Genomic DNA, 19462 nt, shown 5'->3' with positions numbered 1-19462 from the left:
CCGTGACGCGGGCGAAGGGGAACGGGGGTAAGATGCGCCCGTTGCGCCGGCCCGGCCGGGAGGCGCTGTCCTCAGGGGTCCCAAGATGAATCGCATTTTCCGTCTCGTGTGGAACGGCGCGCTGCGCGTCGTTCAGGTGGCTTCCGAGTTGTCGTCTTCACGGAGCGGCATGGCGGTGGGAGCGGCGCCGACGGTGCCTCGGCGCCGGACACTATGGACGGCCATGGCGGCCCTGGGACTCTGCGCGGCCGCATCGCCGGCCTTTGCCCAGGTATGCACCCCTTCGGACAGCACCGCATGCAGCGCCCAGGGCGGTGTGTCTTTCAGCGATCGTACGGGCAGGGGTGGCGCGGGTAACGGCCAGGGCGGCTGGAGCGTGATCCTCAACGACACGACCTTCACTCCCTCCCCCGGCGGCCTTCCCGCGAGCGGCGTGGGTGGCGCGGGCGCGGACGGATTCAGGGACGGCTTCCCAGAGGGCGCGGGCGGTGCCGGAGGGGTGGCAGGCGTGGAGACTGCTGGAGCGATCACTGCGGGCCGTGGTGGTGACGGTGGGCAAAGTATCGCTGCCGCAGGCGGCGGTGGCGGTGGCGGCACTGGCCTGTACACGGCCGCGGCTGGCGTCAGCATCAATGCCAATGTCGTCGTTACGGGTGGCCAAGGTGGAACCGGCGGCGCGGCGACGACCGATAGCGGCGCGGGCGGCGGTGGCGGCGGCGGCGGTGGCGCGGGCTTCATCGCCACGGCCGGTAATTTCACCCTGACGCTCGACGCCGGTACCAAGGTGTTCGGAGGCGCGGGAGGCGCCGGCGGATCGGGCGACACCGACTTCCAGGCATTTGGAGGTGGCGGTGGCGGCGGCGGTGACGGCGTCCTGCTGTTCGGCAGCAATACGCTGGTGACCAATACCGGGGGCACCATCACAGGCGGCGCTGGCGGCGCGGGTGGCGTGGCGCAGACCCCAGGCATCGCCGGCGAGGCGGGCGCGGGTATTCGTGCCCTTGCTGGCGGCCTGAGGGTCACAAACACCGGCACGATCAGTGGCGGCGCCGGGACCGGGGATGGCCTGGCGGGCATCGGCATCATCACGCAGGGCGCGGGCAGCATCCAGAACGCCGGTACCATCGAAGGCGGCTCCGGCTCCGGCGGCGCACGTGCTTCGGCCATCCTCTTTAATGGCGCCAACAACGTGCTGTCGTTGCTGACGGGTTCCGTTATCACGGGCGCCGTCGAAGTCGCCGATGCGTCGAACGCGCACGTGATCGCCGTCAACGACGCGTCGGTCGGCACCGTGCAACTCGATGGCAGCACGGCGACCGTCGATCTTTCGCCGGGTGCCGCCACGGCGCAGAACCTGACGATCGGAAACATCACCGGCACAGGCACCGTCACGAGTACGAGTGGCGGGGGGAACCTCAGCCTTCAGGGCGTCAATATCGACGGCTCCCTCAACCTGTCCCATCCGGGCAGCACGACGCTCGCCGGGACGCTGCACACGACCGGCTCGCAGCGCTACGGCACGCCGGTGGCGCTCGCCGCCGACACGACCGTCATCAGTGACAGTGGAACGACGACCTTTGCCGGCACCATCGACGGCGCACACGACTTGAACGTGCTGGCCAACGGAACACTCCTGTTCTCTGATGTCCTCGGGGGAGCCACGCAGCTGCAGGCATTCACTGCGTCGGCGCCGGCGATGGCTATCGGCGCCGTTAACGCGGCATCGATGGACTTGACTATTGGATCGTCGATCAGCCAGACCGGTGCCTTCAACGTGAGCGGTAACAGCCGCTTCCAGTCGAACGGCGACATCACGCTCAGTAATGCCGGCAATGCGTTCGGGGGCAGCGTGACACTGTCGGGCCAGAACGTGGATGTGATGGCCAGCGCGGACCTCAATGTCGCCTCCGTGGTGGGGAACGGCAACGTCACGCTGCATAGCGAAGGCTTGCTCACCCTCCCGACAATCGTGAGCTCACCCGCCGTGCTCGACCTCTACTCGGGTTTCGGAAGTGTCACGGCGCACGAATTGTCTGCCAGCACCATCAACCTCCATACCGGCGGTGCCCTCACGCTCACGGGCGACGTCACCGCACTGTCATCCTTCAACCTGGAGGCGGCGTCCGCGATACAGGCGGCCGGTGCCATCACGGCCAGTGCCTTCTCCGGCACGATCGGCGGGAACCTGTCGCTGACGAGCGCGGCGAACAACATCATAGCGATCGGCGACCTCCAGGTCGGAGGCGACGCCTCGTTGACCAGCAGCATCCCCATGGGCATCACGGGCGTCCTCCATGCCGGCAGCCTGACGCTCAATGGCCCGAACACGACCCTCACCGGCACGATCCAGACCGATCTCTACACGAACCTCGCCGGCGGCTCGATCCTGTCCGTGGGCAATGGAGGCACGACGGGCACGCTCGATTCGGACATCGCAGCCAATGGCACGCTCGTCTTCAACCGCAGCGATGACGTCGCGTTCGACGGCGCGCTGGGCGGTAGCGGACAGCTCGTGAAGCTGGGTGCCGGCAGGTTGCTCTTCGATGGCGCCGGCGCGCCCTTCCTCGGCAGCACGCAGGTGCAGGCGGGCGGATTGGTCGTCGGTACGACGGCGGGCAGTGCGGCTGACCTGGCGGGCGACGTCACCGTATCGAGCGGCGCCTCCCTTGGCGGCCACGGCACGATCGGCGGCGACGTGCTGATGAACACGGGGTCCACCCTTTCCCCCGGCAATTCCGTCGGCACCCTCACCGTGGGCGGCGACCTGACGATGAGCCAGGGCACGACGTTCGATGCGGAATTCGGTGCGGCCGGTGCGGGCGACAAGGTGATCGTCGGCGGTAACCTCCTGCTCAACGACGTCACGCTCAACGTTTCCGATGCCGGCGGCATGGGTCCTGGCGTCTACAACCTCTTCGACTACGACGGCACGCTCTCGTTGGTCAATGGCGGCATGACGCTCGGCACGACGCCGAACGGGCACCTCCTGACACTGCAATACCTGATCGGCGACAAGCGCATCAACCTGGTCGATTACTCGAACGTCACCTTGCAGTACTGGAACGCGAACGGGCTTGCGAGCCCGGCGCAGATGGGTGGCGGTGATGGGACGTGGTCGCGCACGTCGGCGACCTGGACCGACGGCCAGGGCAGCGTCACTGCTCCGATGAATCCGCAGCCCGGCTTCGCCATTTTCGGTGGTGCGCCAGGCACGGTCACCATCGACAACACAGGCGGTGCGGTCAGTGCCACGGGCATGCAGTTCCTGAGCGACGGGTATCGCATCACCGGCGGTCCCTTGGACCTCGTAGCCTCGGGCGGCCCGGTGATCGTACGCGTGGGCGACGGATCGCAAGCGGGCAGGGACTATGTCGCCACGATCGATTCAGTCCTGACGGGTGTACAGGGCCTGACGAAGACGGATGCCGGCACGCTCGTGTTGAACGGTGCCAACACGTTCGCCGGCGGCGTGGCCATCCACGGCGGCACGCTCTCGGTGAGCGACGACCGGAACCTTGGCGACGCCGCCAACGATGTCAACCTGGGCGGCGGCGAATTGCGGATCACGGGAACAGGCTACACGTCGACCGATCGTCCGTTGACGCTGCAGACGGGCGGCGGAATCGACATCGACGATGCCTCCAACGTCTTCACCTGGAACGGGCCGATCAGGGGGCCGGGCACCTGGGAAAAGACGGGTGCGGGCACGCTGGTGCTCAACCATGCGAACAACTACGGCGGCTTGACCTGGCTCGCCGACGGCACGCTGCGCCTGGGCGACAGCGGTGCCATCGCCGCGGGCGATCTGGTGTTGAGCGGCGGCACGCTGGAGCTCGCCAAGGACGGCCTGTCGTTCGCCAATGCCGTGCGGCTGGCGGGCGCCGCGACCGTCGATGTGGACGCAGGTGATACGGCGACGCTGGCTGGCAGTATCTCCGACAGCGCGCTACCGGGCACAACCGGTGCGCCGGTGGCGGGCTCGCTGACCAAGACCGGCGCCGGCACGCTGGTGCTGCTCGGTACGGCGGCCAACACGGGCGCCACGACGGTCGCCGAGGGCGTCTTGCACGTCGGCGATGGCGGTACGCGCGGCACCTTGTCGAACACCATCGCCGACAATGCGACCCTCGTTCTCGACCGTTCCGACGCGGTGGACTACGCAGGCATACTTTCGGGCACCGGCACGTTCCACAAGCTGGGTGGCAACGATCTGCACCTGACCGGCGACAGCAGTGCGTTCGCGGGAACGACGACCATCGACGGTGGCACCCTGCAACTCGATGGATCCCTCGGCGGCTCGCTCGCCATGGCGAGCGGGTCCGTGCTCAGCGGTACCGGCAAAGCCGGCTCGGCATCGCTCGCGTCCGGAAGCGAACTCTCACCGGGTGGCAGCGGTGCCATCGGCACGCTGTCGTTCGGGGGCGACCTGCAGATGGCGTCTGGCGTCCGCTACACGGTCGATGTCTCGGATGCGGGACAAGGCGATTCGGTGGCGGTCGACGGCAAGGCCATGTTGCATGGCGGTTCCGTCGTCAGCCTGGGCACGGGTGGCCATTGGAATACGCTCACGACGTACACGATCCTCTCGGCGCGCGGCGGCGTCGACGGCACGTTCGCGGATGTTTCCTCGGACCTGGCCTTCCTCACGCCTTCGTTGGCCTATGCCGCGACTGCCGTGAACCTCACGCTCACCCGCAACAATGTCGACTTCGCGGAAGTGGCCGCCACGCGCAACCAGCGCGCGACCGCGGGCGCCCTGCAGTCGTTGGGCCTGGGCGCGCCGCTTTATGACGCCTTCCTGCAACTGGACGCCGCCGGCGCACGCCGTGGCTTCGACGCGCTGTCCGGCGAGATCCACGCCAACCTGCGCGGGGCGCTCACCGACGACGACCGCTACCAGCGCGACGCGATCAACCAGCATCTCCTCACGCAGTACGCGGACGGAACGGGCGAGGCGACGACGGCATGGGCATCGACGTGGGGCCATTGGGGCAACCATGACGGCGACGGCAACGCCGCGCGCCTGAGCGCGAACGGCAGCGGTGTGCTCGTTGGTGCCGATACCGGCGTCGGCAGCGACACGCGCCTCGGCTTCGCGCTCGGCACGGGTCATGTTTCCGCGTCGGCCCGCGCCGATTCGGCCAGTGGCGACACGCGCACGGCCGGCCTGTACGGCAGCGGCCACTACGGCAACGTGCTCCTGCAGGCCGGTGCGCTCTACAGTCATCGCGACATCGACACGCATCGCTCCCTGGACGAAGGCGACTTCCAGGATCGTCTCAACGGAAACCTGCGTGCGCGGTCGGCGCAAGTTTTCGTCGAAGGCGCGTATGAGTTCCGCTTCGACCGCGCCTCGCTGGCGCCGTACCTCAACCTCGCCCGGCAGGAACTGCGCACGGGCGGCCTGCATGAGCGCGGTGGCGACGCCGCGCTGGACGTGATGGGCGACAAGAGCGCGCAGACCTTCGGCACGGTGGGGCTGCGCGGTCGCTGGGACCTCTCCGCGGAAGGTGGCATCGGCCTCTTCGGCAGCGTCGGTTGGCAACATGCGTGGGGCGATACCGAGACGCTGAGCCGCCAGCGGTTCGCCAGCGGCGGCGATGCGTTCCAGGTGGCCGGCACGCCGATCGCGGAGAACGCCGGCGTCGCCACGTTCGGTCTGCGCTTCAAGCCCGCGGCATCGGTCACGATCGATGCCTCGTACTCGGGCCAGTTCGCGAACGATGCCAAGGACCAGTCCGCGAGATTGAGCTTGAACTGGGCGTTCTAGTTGGCCGGATTGTCGACGCGGGACGCGTTGTAGATGAAGCCCGACAACGGCAGCAACTGGCTCAGGACACGGTTCCATTTGGTGACGCCGGAGGCCCCGACGAAGACGACGTCGCCGGCCTCCACGGGGAAAGCATCTGCCAGCCCGAACGCGGCCGGCGAGCGTGCCTCGAGGTGGAACACCTGCGTCGGCGTCTGCGACAGATTCTTCGAGCCGCGAATGACGTACACCTCGTTCGCATTCGCCGTGACGGGACTGAGTCCGCCCGCGCGGCCGATGGCCTGGGTCAGGCTGATGTGCGCCGTGCGGAACGACAGCGCCGCGGGTCGCATCACCTCGCCCACCACGTAGACCTCGTGGTTGTCGTTGAACGGCAGGTAGATGCGGTCGCCCGGTTGCAGCCATATCACCGGCAGCGGTTGCCCGGAGGTGCCGCTCGCGTCGATGCGGTATGTCTTGCCGTTCCGGGTCAGGGTGAGGCCGGAGAGGTCGGCGAGTGCGGGATCCACGCCCGCCGTGCCCATGGCCTCGCCCAGCGTCAGCGGCACCGCGCCGATCACGGCCGGATCGGTGCGGCGGAACGCGCCCTCGAGCGAGATGCGCTGGCTGGCGTACTGCACGACGGTCACGTCGACCTGTGGCTCCTTCACGTAATCCGTGAGTGCCTTCGAAAGCTCGTCGCGTAGCTGCGGCACCGTTTTTCCCGAGGCACGCACCACGCCGACATGGGGGAAGTAGAACGTGCCATCCGTGCCCACCGGACGGCCATTTGCCACCGTCTGCTGTTGCGTGCCCGCGGGGGATGTGAGTTCCGGATGGTTCCACACGGTGATGTAGAGCGTGTCGCCCGGACCGATGGTGTAGTCGACCGGTTTGGTCTCGCCGAAGTCCGCGGGGACCGTCGCGTCCTGTTGCGTCGACGTGACGAGTTCGTACGTGATGGGAACGAAAGTGACGTGAGGATCGCCCTTGAGTTCGCCGACGTCCATGCGTTGGCCGGGGACGATGGCGCAGGCGCTGAAGGCCATGCAGCAGACGACGAGCAGGACGAGGCGATGCATCGGCAGGGCTCCTTGGAAGCTGGCGCTGACCGCCCTGCCGGCGGGCCCTCGGTAAGCGAGGGTGCGGAAGTTAAGCCACGCGCCGCGTGATGCACGCGTCAAGGAAATTTCGGCGCGTTCTCACGTTCCGTCGTTCACCACGCGATCACGAATGGACGTTTGCCTTCGCCGTTCGCACGTGCGTATGCTCCTCTCCGCTACATCAGTGCCCGGATCAGGCAGGGTTCCGCGGCTCGTTCTTCTTCTCGCTAGACGAGGGAGCGAACCGTGTTCAACAACTTGCCCATTTCCGCCGCGCCGCGCGTGCAGGCGTATGTCGACGTGCAGAATCCGCCGCGCCAGGACGACATCGACCTTCGCGCGTTGCTGCGTACGGTGCACGATCATCGCTGGATGGTGATCGGATTCGCCGCGGCGTTCGCCTTCGCCGCGTTGCTCTATTCGACCTTCGCGTCTCCCGTTTACGAAGCCAACGCCGTCATCCAGGTGGGCCAGGGCATGCCCGCCGTCGATGACGTCGCAAAAATGCTGGACGCGTCCGGCTCGCGCGCCTCCACCGAGATTCCCCTGCTGACTTCGCGCAGCGTCATCAACCGGGCGGTCATTGAGCTCGGTCTGCTCACGGAGGTGCGCCCGCAACGTTTTCCGCTGGTCGGTGGATGGCTCGCGCGGCGTTTCCGAACGGCGAATCCGAGTCTCGTCTCGGAACCCTGGCTGGGCATGCCGCAGTACGACTGGGGTGGGTCGCAGCTGGCGATCGCGCGTCTCGACGTGCCGCCGGCGCTACTCGACCAGCGCATGGAGCTCGTCGTCGGTGAAGGCGGAACGTACCGTTTGCTCGGCGACGACGGGGACACGCTCCTGTCTGGACGCATCGGCGCAATCGCGAACGGTCACAACGTGTCGCTTCTCGTCGATCGGCTTCGTGCGAACCCGGGTGCGCGTTTCGACGTGGTTCGCCATGCGCCGCTGACGACGGTGGGCCAGATCCAGGCGAACCTGGTCGCGACGGAGCAGGGCAAGGATTCGGGCATCATTTCGCTGACCTATCGCGCTATCGATCCCGTCGCCGCGACGGCGCTGCTAGATCGCATCACGCGCGGGTACCTGCGGCAGAACGTCCAGCGGAACACGGCGGAAGCCACGAGCAGCCTGGAAGTCGTGCAACGGCAGTTGCCGCGTGCGAAGGCGGACCTCGATCGTACGAGCCGCGCGTTGAACGATTACCAGAGTCGGACAGGGGCGATCGACACCAACCTGCAGGCGGGCAGCCTGCTCAATGAAACCGCCACGCTCGAAACGAGCATCCAGCAACTGCGCCTGCAACGCGTCGACGCCGACCAGCGCTTCGCCTCGGGCCATCCCGTGATGCGGGCCCTCGACACGCAGCTCGGCATCCTCGAAGGGCGGAAGGCCGCGCTGGCGCGAAAGATGAAACAGCTGCCCGCGTCGCAGCAGGAGCTGCCACGGCTGACGCGGGACGTGCAGGAAAGCGAGCAGGCGTATGCGAACCTCCTGCACCAGTCCCAGCAGTTGGAGGCGGTGCGCGAATCCGCCATCGGCGATGCGCGTCTCATCGATCCTGCCGCGGTGGACGTTTCCCGTCCGGTGTGGCCGTTGCCGCTGTTGCTTATCCCGGGCGCGATCTTGCTGGGGGCTGTCGCCGGGCTGGCCTTCGTGTTCCTGCGCCAGTTGCTCCGCCGTGCCATCGAAGACGAAGCGGAGATCGAGGAACTCGGTTTGCCTGTATTCGCCTGCATCCCCTGGAGCCGCGCCGGTCGCGCGGTTTCGACGCGACGGCTGACACGCGATGCGCGCACACCCGCGCTGCTCCTCGCCAATCGTCCGAGGGAAGTGGCGGTGGAGGCGCTGCGGGGCCTGCGTACCTGCCTCGACGCCACGCGCCTCGACGCGCCAAACAACGTCTTGCTGGTGACCAGCGCGTGGACGGGCAGCGGCAAGAGTTTCGTCAGCGCGAACCTGGCGACGGTCATCGCCAATGCGGGCCAGGAGGTACTGCTCGTCGACGGCGACATGCGTGGTGGCGAGCTGCATGAGAGCCTGAGCAGCGGCGCGGGCCCGGGACTCTCGGAATTGATCCGCGGTGATACGACCATCGAGGATGCGGTGAGGCCGGTGCCCGGGGTGGGGCGGCTCATGTTCATTCCGCGCGGCGCGCTGCCGCCGAATCCGTCGGAGCTGCTCATGCACGAGCGCTTCGTGACGCTCCTGGCCGAGCTTGGTGCGCGCTATGGCACGGTCGTCATTGACGCACCGCCGGCCCTGGCTTTCACCGATGCCACGCTCATCGGCAAGCATGCGGGCACGACGCTGCTGGTGGTCCGTTACGGTGTGGATCAGCCGCGCGATGTCACGGCCGTCTGGCAGCGGCTGGCCCAGGGGCGGGCGACCGTGCGCGGCGCGATCTTCAACGCCGTGGACCGGCCACGGCGCCGCGATGAAACGGACACGCGGTACAACTATCCCCTGGCGCAGGCGTGACCGTGCGTCCATCCATCGACACCCTGCGCGCACCGTGGGCGCTGTTGCCACCGGCGTGGCGGAAGGCCGCCGCTGGGATTTCCTTGCTGTGGATGGCGACCGCGTTGGGCGCCGTACTGACCTTCCTCGTCCAGGTATTGCTGGCGCGACGGCTCGGCCCCGTGGATTTCGGCCGTTTCATCGCCGCGCTCGCGACGGTCACCATGGTCGCGCCGATGGCGGGCTTCGGCCTGCCACAGTTGTGGCTACGCCTGTATGGCGCGGAAGGGTGGCAGGCGAGGCGATGGTTGCTGCCTTCGCTGCGCTTCGTCGTGTGGACGACGTTGGCCGCCTGCGTCGCGGCCATCGCATGGTCGGCGGCGGGTGCGCCGGAAGGGACGGCGGCGCTGGTCTGGTGGTTGTTGCCGGCCATTCCTTGCACGCTCGTCGTCGGCTTGGTGTCGAGCAAGTTACGCCTCGAGGAAGACGATCGGGGGCTCGCGGCGTGGCAACTCGCCTTGCCCGCCTCGCGCATCGCATTCGTGCTCGCGGTATGGCCGTGGCACACGTTCGGCGCCGTCACCGCCGCGGCCGGATTCGGCCTGGTGGGCATGGCCGTGGCGGTAGCGGGCATGCCGGCGCTGGCGGCGATGCGCCGGGGCGAATTCAACTTGCGTGGCCATGCACCCCGGGAGGACCGTGCCGGTGACCACCGGGATGCGTCGATACGCGCCGTGTGGCGCATGGGCTGGGCCTATGGGCTCTCCGCCCTGTTGTATCCCGTGTTCTTCCAGGTCGGCACGGTGATGCTCGACCGCATGGCGGGACCGCGGGAGGCCGGACTGTTCGGCATCGGGCTCGGCGTCATGACCGCCGTCTACCTCCTGCCCGCCACCGTCTACCAGAAATACCTGCTGTCGCGGTTGCACCGCTGGGCGGTGCATGACCCGGAGAAATTCCGCCGCGTGCATCGCCACGGCGCGTGGATCATGCTGGTGGCGGGTCTGGTTTGCGGCGCGCTGGTAGCCGGACTCGCGCACCTGTTCGTGCAGGCGGCCTTCGGTCCGGCCTTCGTCGGTGCCGCCGCGGTGATCGTCGTGCTTTCGATCTGTGCGCCGCTGCGCTTCCTCTCCGTCGCCATCGCCTCGGCATTGCTCGACGAACGGCAGGCGCGCCTTCGCGTGCTGATGATGGGTGGCAGCGCCGCCGCCGTGGTGCTCCTCAACCTGCTCCTCATCCCGCGTTACCAGGCACTGGGCACGGCGTTCGCCACGGTGGGCGGCGAAATCGTGCTGCTGGTCTCGTCGTGGTTCGCGGTTCGCCGCTCCGTGCCCGTGCTGTCGGCGGTGCGCCCATGAACCGGCCGCAGCGTCTCATTCGCTTGCTTCGTCCCTGGCGGCATCTCGCGGGAGCGCTCGAGGGTTTTGCTTATGACGCATGGCGCTACGCGCGATACGGCGGCTGGTCCGGTCCGCGCGAGCCCGAGCGACACGAGTTCCGCACCGTGAAGACGTACCACCGGCTCGAGAAGAGCCTCGCCTTCGCCCAGCGTCGGGCGGGAGCCGGATGGGCCGCGGCGGACGACCTGGTGTCCCTGCTGCAGCGTGCCCCAAGCGAGGCCGCACCGGCGGGCATGCATGCGGCGGTGGGTGTGAAGGTGTTGCACGATTTCAGGGCGGCCGCGGGCGACCCACCCACGGCATCGCGGGTCCCGGCGTTCGTCGACGCCGTACCCCCGCGCACGACGCGCGGCGGTGCGCTGTCCACCAGCGCCGATTACATCCGGCAGGGTCGTCTGGACGATCCCGAGCGGTTCTTCGAGAGCCGCCACTCCGTGCGCGACTTCAGCGATGCACGCGTGGAGGCGGGCGCCGTGGAGCGCGCCATCGCGCTGGCGATGCGGTCGCCGTCGGTGTGCAACCGGCAGGCGTGGCATGTTTACCGCACGCAGCGCCGGGAAACGATCGATCGCATCCTCGCCAGACAGGACGGCAACGCGGGATTCGGGCATACGGTGCCGTGCCTGCTGGTGCTGACGGCCGACCTGCGCGCCTTCGACACGCTGGGCGAGCGCTACCAGCACTGGATCGACGGCGGCATGTTCGCTATGGCGCTGGTGATGGCCCTGCACTCGCTCGGCTTGGCCACGTGCTGCCTCAACTGGAGCCGCGGACCGCGCGACGACCGGGCGCTGCGCCGCGCGATGCCGCTGGCGCCGCACCATACGGTGATCATGATGCTGGCCGTCGGCCATCCCAGCGACACACTGAAAGTCTGCTATTCCGCGCGTCGCGCGCCGCGCGACATCCTCACCGACCTCGACGGAGGGCCGTGATGCGCATCTACCTTTCCGGCCAGCGGACGTTCGGGAATCGCGGATGCGAAGCCATCGTCCGCGCCACGGTGGCGCTGATGCGCGAGCACGTGCCGTCAGCGGAATTCCTCGTTCCAAGCACGGACCCGGCGCGCGACGGCCGGCAATGGCCCGGCGCGGCGGAGCAGGGCGTGCATTTCATCCGCGCGTGGCAACCACGGCATGGCCGCTGGTGGGTACGGCTGCAGCGGTTGCCGGTCCCCATGCTCAAGCGCGCCCGATGGCCTGTGCCGCCGCCGGCATGGTTACGGCGGCAGCTGGAATCCGTCGATGCGGTGCTCGCCATCGGCGGCGACAACTACTCCCTCGATTACCAGCTGCCGACGCCGGTGATGGCCGTGGATGCCTGGGCCATGGACATGGAGCGCCCGGTGGCGTTGTGGGGCGCCTCGGTCGGCCCGTTCGATCGCGAGCCCCATTTCATCGACACGGTCGCGGTCCACCTTGCGCGCATGCACCTGCTCGCCGTCCGCGAATCGATCAGCGAGGCCTATCTGCAGGACACGATGCGCATGGACCGTGTCACGCGCATGGCCGACCCGGCGTTCGCGCTGTCGCCGGATGCGAACGATGTGCCGCAGCAAAGGCCGGCGCCCGGTGGAACGCTGGGTTTCAACCTGAGCCCCTTGCTCGAGCGATATCGGCGGGACGGCGGCGACCTTCGCCGCGAAGCGTCGGCCTTCCTGCGCCACGCCGTGCGGGAACGGGGGATGGACGTCTTGCTCATCCCACACGTCGACGGCCTGCGCACGGCCGAAGATGGCGATCGTGCTTACCTCGCGGGACTGCTTGCCACGCTCGACGATCTCGGCCACGCGGTGCGGATGCTGCCGCAAGGACTCAATGCGCCACAAACGAAGGCCGCCATCTCGCAAACGCGCTTCTTCATCGGCGCGCGCACGCACGCGGCGATCGCCGCGCTGTCCAGCGGCGTGCCCACCGTGTCGATCGCCTACAGCGTCAAGGCGCGGGGCATCCATCGCGACCTCCTGGGCGACGAACAGGAGGTGTTGGACGCCCAGGACGTCGACGAGGTCTCGTTGCGCGCGGCACTCGACGGCCTGGAGGCGGGCGAGGAACGCATGCGGTCACGCCTGGCGATGCGCGCGGCCCATGCGCGCGACGAAGCACGGCGAGCCGCCGGCAGGGTAGCCGTTGAACTCGGATTGACGGGGAGGGCGGCATGAACAAGGCCTGCGCGCCCGTCAGCACGATCGTCCCGTGCTACCGCTGCGCCGACACCATCGATGCCGCCGTGGCGTCGATCTCGGCCCAGCGCTTGCGTCCGGCGGAAGTGCTGCTGGTCGACGACGGCAGCAGGGACGGCACGCTGGAGTACCTGCACGCCGTGGCGCGCCGGCACGAGCCGGGATGGATCCGCGTGCTGGGTTCCGACATGAACGCCGGTCCCGCAGCCGCCCGAAACCTCGCATGGCGCCATGCCGCGCAGCCCTGCATCGCCTTCCTGGATGCCGATGACACGTGGCATCCGCAGAAACTCGCCGTGCAGATGGGTGTGCTGGAGGAGCAGCCCGACCTCGCCTTGCTGGCCCACCGTATGAACGTGCAGGAGCGCGGCGCGCCTCCGCCGCCCCAGCGTTATCCGTTGAGGGTGCGCGTGGTGCAACCGCATCTCCTGCAATGGCGGAGCCCCTTCCAGACGCCGTCGATCGTGCTTCGCCGTGACGTTCCCTTTCGCTTCAACGAGAACTTCCGGCGGTCGGAGGATTTCCTGCTCTGGGCGCAGATCCTGTTGTCCGGTTACCGCTGCGCCAAGATCGAGCACGTGCTCGGATCGCTGCATAAACCGGCCTTCGGTGCGAGTGGACTCAGTGGCGACTTGCGGGCCATGTACGCCGCGGGTCGTCGCGCGCGCGCGGAGCTGTACCGCGAGGGTTTCCTGGGCTGGTGGCACTACCGCTCGGCCGATTTGCTCGCCAACGCGCGGTATGCGCGCAGGCGGGTCATCACGCGCATGCGGGAGCGGACCCACCGTGCGTCGTGGGCGCGGAGGGAGGTGCATCGTGAATAGCGTGGTCCTTCCTTCCCGACGCATCGCGGCCGCGAACGCATGGGTCGTCCTTGGCGGGTCCGCCCTGGTCCTGGCGGGCTTGGTCGCGCTTTGCAGCGTGGCCTGGCGCGCGCCGTGGCAGGGTACGGATACACCGATCTACGCCGCCTGGTACCTCTCGCTGCGCAGCGGCGTCGTCGTGACACGTTTCGAGCCGCTCTTCGTGCTGGCATCGCGCCTGTCGAGCGCCGGGGGCCTCGGCGTGTCGGCATGGCAGGGCTTGCTGTTCCTGCTCCTCGCCGGCGGCGGTGCGGTGGCAACGCGGGCCTATGCGCGGGACCTCGGGTCCACCGCAAACAAACTGCTGCCGGCGGCGACGATGTTCCTGCTGCTGTCGCCGGTGTTCGTCAACGCATCCATCAACGCGACGCGCCAAGGGCTCGCGGCATTTCCCATCATCGCCGCGCTGCTGGCGTTCCAGGGGCGACGCTGGGTGGCCTTCGTCGTGTGGTCCGCCGTGGCGACCGGGTTTCATTACTCGGCGTTGCTTTACATCGCACTGGCGCCGGTGCTGCTCTTGCCGCCCCGGTGGTTGCAGGGCGTGGCCGCGCTGGCCTTCGCCGCCTACGCCGCCGGCTTGACCATGATCGCGACGCGGATCCTCTCGCCCTCGGCGTACGCCGCGGTCATGGCGTATGGCCCGTACGCTGTCTACCGCGCCGGCGTGCGCCTCGATTTCGCGGTCTTCACGCTGTTCTGGTACGGGCTGCCGATGCTCGTCGCGCGTTCCGTGCGCGAGCCGTGGGCCGGGCGCATCGTGGATCTGCAAGGCGTCTACCTGGTGCTGGTGTTGCCTTTCCTGTTGGTCGGCTGGGGCAATTACTCGAACCGGTTCCTGTTACCCGCATGGCTGTTCGCCTCGCTGGTGGTGGCCGCCCTGTGCGTCCATTCGCGTCTTCCCCTGTTGCGCCACCCCGTGGTCATCGGGCTGGGACTGCTCATGAGCGCCGGCGTGTTCGCGTTCTACATAAGCCAAGGGGTGGCGCTATGAACGTGCCGGCGGACGGCTCGGCAAAGCGTGGCGTGCAGGTGCGGCTTGCGCCCGGCACGCGGCGACCCGACTTCAGTAGCCTCGTGCAGAGCACGGGTGCGATCGACATGGCCTCCATCGCGGACCTGCTGCGCAACGCCTTCGTTTACCCGCCGCATTCGATCTACGAGGACGTGAAGGTGGCGATCACCGCCGGTTTCGACGATGCCTCGGACCTGCACGGCGAGGTTCGTTTCCGGTTTCCGTACCTGGCCCTGGCCGCGGTGGTGTCGGACGTGGACGATGCGGCACTGGTCGCGCGTTACCACGCACTGCTGGCCGAAGCGGCCGCGACCTCGACGGCCCGCATGGCGTCGCCCTGGTTGCTGCAAAGTGGGGGCAAGGATTCGACCTCCATGGCCATCGCCTTGGCCGAAGCCCGTCCGGACGCGACCTGCATCACGTACCGTGGAGGCAGCGAGGAAGACGAACTGGACTCCGCTCGCTTCGTCGCGCGCCACCTCGGACTGCGGCACGAGTGCCTGGTATGCGATGCGCCACGAGCCTACGATCGCTACCTCGCGATGGTCCCGCGCATGCCGTTGCTCACCGCGGACTTCGCCTTGCTGTCCTACGCGGACCTGGTCGCGCACGTGGGGTCGAATAGCGGCGACGGCATCGTCGATGCGACGGGATCGGACTCGTACTTCGGCATGCACGCGCACCTGCGTCATCGCATGCTGGCGCTGCTGGCGCGAGGCATGCGGGTGCCGCGTGGACTTGCCGACTGGCAGCCGCTCACGCAGTGGTTCCGGTTGAGCTACGCGCTGGGTACCTTGCAGATGAACGCCTTCGAGCGGCTGTTCCCGGGGTCGCGTTTCAGCGACGGCGAAGTCGACGGCTTGCTCGGTACGCCGGGGCCCGTGCTGGCTTCGCGCCACCGCCTCGAGCTGTTCCGTCCTGAGATTGCCGCGGCCACGCGGCTCGCGACACGGCGCGGCCTCGCCGCGACGATCGTCGAGGCGGCCAGCTTCGGCAAAGGCATGTTCGTCACCGCGGCGACGGGCATGGATGTGGCATACCCGTATTGCGATCCCGCCATCTCCGGGTTCGTCCTGCGCGAAGTGCCACCCGCGTGGCGGATGGGACCGAACGGCCAGAACAAGCGCCTGGTCCGCGCGCATATCGCGCGCTACTTCGAGCGGCTTCCCTACGTTCGCGCCAAGGGTTGCTTCCGCTTCGACGTGAGGCAACTCGCCCACGCGCGTTTCGACCAGGTGCATGCATTCTCGGTCGCCTGCGCGGACGTCGTCCCCGGTGCCACGGCATGGCTGGAGGGCCATCGCCGCCGGCTCGACAACAAGTACCACGCGTCCAAGTTTTACCTGTTGGCGGTCGTATTGCCTTGGGTATACAGCCGGTTGCACCCCGCGGATCGCTAGGAGTGACGCGATGCCGGGTCCGAACACACGCGTCTCGACCCACCGTCGCCGCTTCCTGATGGGTGCCGCATCGGTCCTTGCGGGTGCGGCGATTCCTGCGGTGCGCATGGCGCAGGCCATGGATGCCCGATCGTTCGGTGCGCGCGGCGACGGTCGGGCAGACGACACCCAGGCCCTGCAGGCCGTGCTCGACGCGGCGCGCACAGGCGTCGTGGTGCACATTCCAGCCGGGGTCTATCGTATCGACGCACTGCGCTCATTGCGTCCCCGACCGGGGTCGTCCATCGTGCTCGACGACGGTGCCGTCCTCCAGGCACTTCCCGACAACGCGCCGCGTTCCGCCATCATCGACCTGACCAGCGTGAGCGACGTCTCGATCCGCGGCGGGCGGCTGGTGGGGAACCGTGGCACGCACGGCGGCGGGGGCGAATGGGGGCATGGCATACGCATCGTGTCGTCGAGCCGCATCGCGCTGGCGGATATCGCCATTGCCGAGTGCTGGGGCGACGGCGTCTACGTCGGGGCGCTGGGAAAGGCGGGGGAGGCCAGGCCGAGCCAGGACATCCGGCTGCAGCGGGTGACGTGCAGCCACAACCGCCGGCAAGGCCTTTCGATCACCGTGGCGAGCGACGTGGTCGTCGACGCCTGTACGTTCACGGACACTCGCGGCACGGCGCCTTCGTCCGGCATCGACATCGAGCCACAACGACAAGGCGCGGCACGCGGCATCCGCGTGTTGCGCAGCACGCTGTCACGGAATGACGGATGCGGCATCGAGTGTAGCGGCGACGTGCACGACCTGGCGATCGTCGACTGCGTCATCGAAGGCAATCGCACGCACGGCGTCCTCGCGCGTGGCGTGACGGGCATCGATATTCGCGGCTGCACCATACGTCGGCAGGGCAGGCAAGGGCTGGTGCTGGCGCGCAACGTGCGCGACGCCACGCTCGGCACGAACGACGTCAGCGACAACGGCACGCAGTGGCGCGCCACGCCAAGCGGCACGGACCCGCGACTGAACGTGAAGATCGACCTTCCCCGGAGTCCATCGTGAAAATCATGCTCTTCGCCAATACGGCGTGGTACCTCTACAACTTCCGGCTCGGCACGGCGCTACGCTTGCACGAGCTCGGCCACGACGTGCTGCTCGCGTCCCCACCGGACGCCTACGCAGAACGATTCGCGGACCACGGCCTGCGCTGGCGGGAAGTACCGATGTGTCGCGGGCACCTCGATCCGCTGCGGGAAGCGCGGACGGTTCGCGCCACGGTGTCCGCGCTTCGCGACGAGCAGCCCGACGTCTTGCACAACTTCACGCTCCGCTGCGCCGTCTATGGTTCGTTCGCCGCGCGGATTGCGGGTGTTCCGTCCGTCGTGAATGCCATCACCGGCATGGGCTATGTCTACGCCGGTGACGACGCGCTGGCGCATGCCCTCCGGCCCGTGCTGACCTTCCTGATGCGACGGACGCTGGATCGCCGTTCCTCCCTGCTGGTCCTGCAGAACCCGGACGATGCCGCGGCGGTGGCGCGCGCGGGACTCGTCGATCCGTTGCGTATCCGGGTGATCCGCGGTTCCGGTGTCGACACCGGCCGGTTCCACCCGGTGCCGCATCCGGAGGGACGCCTGCGTGTGGTGCTGGCCTCGCGGCTGCTCAGGGAAAAAGGCGTCGAGGAGTTCGTGGAGGCGGCGCGATTGCTGAAACGCGCCGGCCGCGACATCGACTTCGTACTCTCTGGTGCGCCCGATCCGGGCAATCCCCATTCCATCTCGCCGGAGCGCGTGGCCTCGTGGAACCATGAAGGCGTCGTTCGCTGGGTGGGGCATGTGGATGACATGGCGTCGCTGCTCGCCACTGCCGACGTGATGGTGTTGCCGAGTTACTACGGCGAAGGCGTGCCCCGCTCGCTCATCGAGGGGGCCGCCGCGGGCCTCGCGATCGTGACGACGAACAGGCCCGGCTGCCGCGAGGTCGTCGCGACGGACGGCGTGGATGGCCTGCATGTGCCTTGCAAGGACGCGGTGGCACTGGCCGATGCCATCGTCAGGCTGGATGCGGACCGGTCGCTGTTACACCGCCTGGCGACGCGCGCCCGCGCAAACGCGGTGGCGCACTTCGACCAGTCGATCGTCATCGACCAGACCTTGCGCGTGTATGGCGAACTGGTGGGATGCCAGCAGCTGGGCGCAGCGATGGTCACTCCGGCTCGAGTGGCCGGAGGATCGGTGCATTGACCTGTCGCGTCTGCGCCCTGCGCGCGAGGGCCCTGCAAGCGAGTTTCCTCGCGCCCACGTAGGCCAGGGCGGATGCCGCGAGCGCCAGCAGGCTGCTTCCCGGCGCAAGGTGCCGCAGCGCATAGCCGGTCGCTGCGAACGCGCTGGCCAGCACGACGAGGACAAGCAAGGTTTGCCGCGGCCCCAGCCCGGCGGCCAGGAGGAGGTGATGGATATGGCTCCGGTCGGCGGCGAATGGCGAGCGACCGCTGCGCATGCGCCGGTACACCACCGCGAGGGTATCGAATGCGGGAAGGGCGACGCACCACGCGGCCGCAGGCAGGGAGACGTCGCGGGGCGTCGCCTGGCTCACGGCGATAAGTGCCCACGCGATGAGGTAGCCGATCAGCATGCTGCCCGCGTCGCCAAGGAAAATGCGTTGCCGGAAGACGCCGAGATTGGCGAGCAGGAACGGGAGGATGCCCGCGGCGAGCACGAGCAGGATATGGACCATCGCGACATTGCCATCGGCGTAGACGATCATCGCGCCGATGGCCACGAGCGCGAGCGCCGCGGCCAGCCCATCGATGCCGTCGAGCATGTTGAAGGCGTTCACCAGGCCGACCACCGCGATGATGGTCAATGGCACACCGAGATCGCCGGTGTGCACCACCGCGTCGCCGACGCGACCCAGGCAGGCGATATGGGGCGCGCCGGCGACGATCATCCAGGCGGCGGCGCAGACTTCCAGGGCGAGCCGCGATCGCGCACCCATGCCGAAGCGATCGTCGACTGCGCCGGCCAACGAAAGGATGGCCGCCGTCGCCACGAGGTGGAGTTGCAGGCCCAGCGGAATGCTAAGCAGGGGCAGGCTGGCGAGGAGCCCCGTCAGGATGGCGAGACCGCCGATCAGTGGAATCTCACCGGCATGCGTTTTCCGGCCGCCCGGACGATCCACCATGCCACAGGGGCCGGCGAGGCGGCACATGATCACGATCATCGACGCGGTGACGGTGGCGGAGACCGCGCACGCCAACACAAGTCGTGGCTCCAACATGCGGCAGACTCCTCGTTGCGAC

General features: G+C 68.2%; 12 protein-coding genes. 10 read left to right on the top strand and 2 right to left on the bottom strand.

Going from position 1 to position 19462, the window contains the following annotated elements:
* The first annotated feature begins 85 nt into the window (after positions 1 to 85).
* Positions 86 to 5770, top strand: coding sequence for an autotransporter domain-containing protein (locus ACQKIE_RS16895; protein WP_427461252.1), 5685 nt, complete (start codon positions 86 to 88; stop codon positions 5768 to 5770).
* Here the strand turns inward: ACQKIE_RS16895 and ACQKIE_RS16890 are convergent.
* The gene (locus ACQKIE_RS16890) at positions 5767 to 6831 is read right to left on the bottom strand and encodes a polysaccharide biosynthesis/export family protein (protein ID WP_427461249.1); all 1065 of its coding nucleotides are present in this window, start codon (positions 6829 to 6831) and stop codon (positions 5767 to 5769) included. The two genes, ACQKIE_RS16895 and ACQKIE_RS16890, sit on opposite strands and share 4 nt — an antisense overlap.
* Before the next feature lie 267 nt (positions 6832 to 7098).
* On the opposite strand from ACQKIE_RS16890, the gene ACQKIE_RS16885 reads away from it, so the two are divergent.
* From ACQKIE_RS16885 to ACQKIE_RS16845, 9 genes are read left to right on the top strand one after another with little or no spacing between them, the layout of a single operon-like run.
* Complete coding sequence (locus tag ACQKIE_RS16885) at positions 7099 to 9333, top strand: polysaccharide biosynthesis tyrosine autokinase (protein WP_427461247.1); 2235 nt, start codon at positions 7099 to 7101, stop codon at positions 9331 to 9333.
* Positions 9334 to 9335: 2 nt separating this feature from the next.
* Positions 9336 to 10670 carry a lipopolysaccharide biosynthesis protein gene (locus tag ACQKIE_RS16880; protein ID WP_427461245.1) on the top strand — a complete coding sequence of 445 codons (1335 nt, stop codon included), beginning with the start codon at positions 9336 to 9338 and terminating at the stop codon, positions 10668 to 10670.
* Positions 10667 to 11647: a nitroreductase family protein gene (locus tag ACQKIE_RS16875; protein ID WP_427461243.1), complete on the top strand. Its 981-nt coding sequence runs from the start codon at positions 10667 to 10669 to the stop codon at positions 11645 to 11647. Before ACQKIE_RS16880 ends, ACQKIE_RS16875 begins: the two co-directional genes overlap by 4 nt.
* The gene (locus tag ACQKIE_RS16870; protein WP_427461241.1) at positions 11647 to 12873 is read left to right on the top strand and encodes a polysaccharide pyruvyl transferase family protein; all 1227 of its coding nucleotides are present in this window, start codon (positions 11647 to 11649) and stop codon (positions 12871 to 12873) included. Before ACQKIE_RS16875 ends, ACQKIE_RS16870 begins: the two co-directional genes overlap by 1 nt.
* Positions 12870 to 13718, top strand: a complete 849-nt coding sequence (locus ACQKIE_RS16865; RefSeq protein ID WP_427461239.1) for a glycosyltransferase family 2 protein — start codon at positions 12870 to 12872, stop codon at positions 13716 to 13718. The genes ACQKIE_RS16870 and ACQKIE_RS16865 overlap by 4 nt, the downstream gene beginning before the upstream one ends.
* Positions 13711 to 14748, top strand: a complete 1038-nt coding sequence (locus ACQKIE_RS16860; protein ID WP_427461237.1) for an EpsG family protein — start codon at positions 13711 to 13713, stop codon at positions 14746 to 14748. The genes ACQKIE_RS16865 and ACQKIE_RS16860 overlap by 8 nt, the downstream gene beginning before the upstream one ends.
* Positions 14745 to 16169, top strand: a complete 1425-nt coding sequence (locus tag ACQKIE_RS16855; RefSeq protein ID WP_427461235.1) for an asparagine synthase-related protein — start codon at positions 14745 to 14747, stop codon at positions 16167 to 16169. Before ACQKIE_RS16860 ends, ACQKIE_RS16855 begins: the two co-directional genes overlap by 4 nt.
* 10 nt (positions 16170 to 16179) lie before the next feature.
* Entirely contained in the window at positions 16180 to 17223 is a 1044-nt protein-coding gene (locus ACQKIE_RS16850) for a right-handed parallel beta-helix repeat-containing protein (protein WP_427461232.1), read from the top strand.
* A gap of 5 nt (positions 17224 to 17228) precedes the next feature.
* Positions 17229 to 18404: a glycosyltransferase family 4 protein gene (locus tag ACQKIE_RS16845; RefSeq protein ID WP_427461363.1), complete on the top strand. Its 1176-nt coding sequence runs from the start codon at positions 17229 to 17231 to the stop codon at positions 18402 to 18404.
* Here ACQKIE_RS16845 and ACQKIE_RS16840 read toward each other — a convergent pair.
* A complete protein-coding gene (locus tag ACQKIE_RS16840; RefSeq protein WP_427461230.1) occupies positions 18367 to 19440 on the bottom strand; it encodes an MraY family glycosyltransferase in 1074 nt (357 codons plus the stop codon). The two genes, ACQKIE_RS16845 and ACQKIE_RS16840, sit on opposite strands and share 38 nt — an antisense overlap.
* Between the last annotated feature and the right edge of the window lie 22 nt (positions 19441 to 19462).

Origin of the sequence: Luteibacter sp. NPDC031894, from assembly GCF_050273135.1 — a bacterium.
Lineage (GTDB): Bacteria > Pseudomonadota > Gammaproteobacteria > Xanthomonadales > Rhodanobacteraceae > Luteibacter.
The sequence above is the reverse complement of the archived record's forward strand: the minus strand, read 5'-3'. Positions and strand labels throughout refer to the sequence as shown.

Bases quoted from the DNA above. Each gene is read 5' to 3' on its own strand.
- ACQKIE_RS16895 (WP_427461252.1), top strand. From the start codon at position 86: ATGAATCGCATTTTCCGTCTCGTGTGGAACGGCGCGCTGCGCGTCGTT.
- ACQKIE_RS16890 (WP_427461249.1), bottom strand. From the start codon at position 6,831: ATGCATCGCCTCGTCCTGCTCGTCGTCTGCTGCATGGCCTTCAGCGCC.
- ACQKIE_RS16875 (WP_427461243.1), top strand. From the start codon at position 10,667: ATGAACCGGCCGCAGCGTCTCATTCGCTTGCTTCGTCCCTGGCGGCAT.
- ACQKIE_RS16870 (WP_427461241.1), top strand. From the start codon at position 11,647: ATGCGCATCTACCTTTCCGGCCAGCGGACGTTCGGGAATCGCGGATGC.
- ACQKIE_RS16865 (WP_427461239.1), top strand. From the start codon at position 12,870: ATGAACAAGGCCTGCGCGCCCGTCAGCACGATCGTCCCGTGCTACCGC.
- ACQKIE_RS16855 (WP_427461235.1), top strand. From the start codon at position 14,745: ATGAACGTGCCGGCGGACGGCTCGGCAAAGCGTGGCGTGCAGGTGCGG.
- ACQKIE_RS16850 (WP_427461232.1), top strand. From the start codon at position 16,180: ATGCCGGGTCCGAACACACGCGTCTCGACCCACCGTCGCCGCTTCCTG.
- ACQKIE_RS16845 (WP_427461363.1), top strand. From the start codon at position 17,229: ATGCTCTTCGCCAATACGGCGTGGTACCTCTACAACTTCCGGCTCGGC.
- ACQKIE_RS16840 (WP_427461230.1), bottom strand. From the start codon at position 19,440: ATGTTGGAGCCACGACTTGTGTTGGCGTGCGCGGTCTCCGCCACCGTC.